This window comes from Thiorhodococcus minor (assembly GCF_010820565.1).
Classification (GTDB): Bacteria; Pseudomonadota; Gammaproteobacteria; order Chromatiales; family Chromatiaceae; genus Thiorhodococcus; species Thiorhodococcus minor.
Genome location: NZ_JAAIJQ010000242.1, coordinates 1 through 1540 on the forward strand (window position 1 = coordinate 1; position 1540 = coordinate 1540).

At 61.2% G+C, this 1540-nt stretch carries 2 protein-coding genes; both read right to left on the reverse strand.

What is annotated here, in order from left to right; all coding sequences use genetic code 11:
- A partial coding sequence (locus G3446_RS26655; protein ID WP_164456673.1) for a hypothetical protein occupies positions 1 to 1194 on the reverse strand: 1194 nt, incomplete at its 3' end.
- A gap of 16 nt (positions 1195 to 1210) precedes the next feature.
- Positions 1211 to 1540, reverse strand: a 330-nt coding sequence (locus G3446_RS27805; protein WP_209262662.1) for a hypothetical protein, incomplete at its 5' end; no start/stop codon positions are given.

Consider the following 1540-nt stretch of genomic DNA (forward strand, 5'->3'; position numbering starts at 1 on the left):
CCACGCCTCAATCCCGGCAAGCTCAAGCCCGGATTCCACCCGGCGTACTGCCGGGCGGCTTAAGTCCATGGCATTGGCGGAGCACTGCGCCTCCCGTCCACCCGGCGAGAAGCTGTAGGTCCAATGGTGCTGTTCCACGCCCCCATCCGGGAGGCTGGTGAAAGTGCTCTTGGCTTGAACGCTGGTCGTCGGGGTCCAGGGTGGAACGATCTTCTGATTGAAATAGACTTGCTGGTAGGTGTAGGTCACCTCCCCTCCGCGGGGATAGACGACTTTGCTCAGCGAAAGACGCCCCGGCGTGCTGCTGAAAGGATCCCGATAGTAGTCGTACTGCCAGCGTTCCCCGGACGGGAGATTCACCTCGGTCAGGAACATCATGCACCCAGGGTCCGTCACTGGCTCGAACTGGTAGGTCCAGGTTTCGCCGTTGGCCGTGATGCTCTCGAGCTTTCTGCAGGGCCCCTCGCTGTCGTACTCGAAGGTCACCTCGCGACCGTCGCTCGCCCGCACTTCGCTCACATAGACCTGATAGAGGCCGATGTAGACGATCTCGATGCTGTTGCCGCGCAGATCGGTGATGCGGCTGGTGTACCAGCTCCTGTTCTGACCGTCCTCGGACGCGGCGAGGCGATCCATCAGATAGGTCAAGCCATCCGGCGAGTGCACCTCAAAGGCGAAGGCGCCGGTGCAGTGCACGCGCCAATTGCTCTTGGTGACAAGATCGCCGCTGTTGTCGGTCGCCAAGACCAACAGTTCTCGCGCACCATCCGGGTGTTCGAGGGAGGGATTGTCCGCCGTGGAGCCTGCATGGGATTGTTGGCTACAGGCTTTATCCCAATGGGCCGACGGGGCCACGATGCGACCGAAATGCATGGTCCAACCGATGCCGACAATGCCTTCGGTCCATTCCAGCGCGGTCTGCGGGTTGGTATAGAAGCGCGAAATGTTGATATCCAGGCCGCCATTACCCGGGATGGTGATGTCGGTGTGCGCCAACTGAAGGGTGCCGGAGAAGGGGTCGATCGTTTCGTTCAGGTGATGGACCTTTTCCTTGAAGGGATGGAGCCCAGGCTCGGCATAGAAATCGCGGATCTCTTCCGCCGAAGTGGTGGAAACCGCTACCAGAGCGATCACGAAAGGAATGAAAAATCGCTTGCATAGTCGTGACATGGTTAAACGCGCCTCGGATGGCATCCTGCGGTTGCGGTCATCACGGACAGGTGCTGCGGCCTTCGCTGACCGCTTGCATGTCGCAGTCGTGCAGCGTGCGCAGTGCCGGATCGGATGCGGGCATGGGCATGCCGATCGTGGGTTGCGGTGGTTGCGACGAGAGCGGCAGAAGGGGCTGTACCGTCGAGAGATCATGCGTCACCTCGGCCGTCGACGGCGGCTCGCCGACGTGCTCGCCGAATGGCTCGGCCATTGGGTTGGCTCCTTGAGCCAAGCCGGTCGACAGGACGCCCAACCGGTTGTTGGACAAGCCCGGGATCGAGGAGGTACGCAGGGGGTATAGAAAATAGCTTTTCGAGGCCGAGGGCTC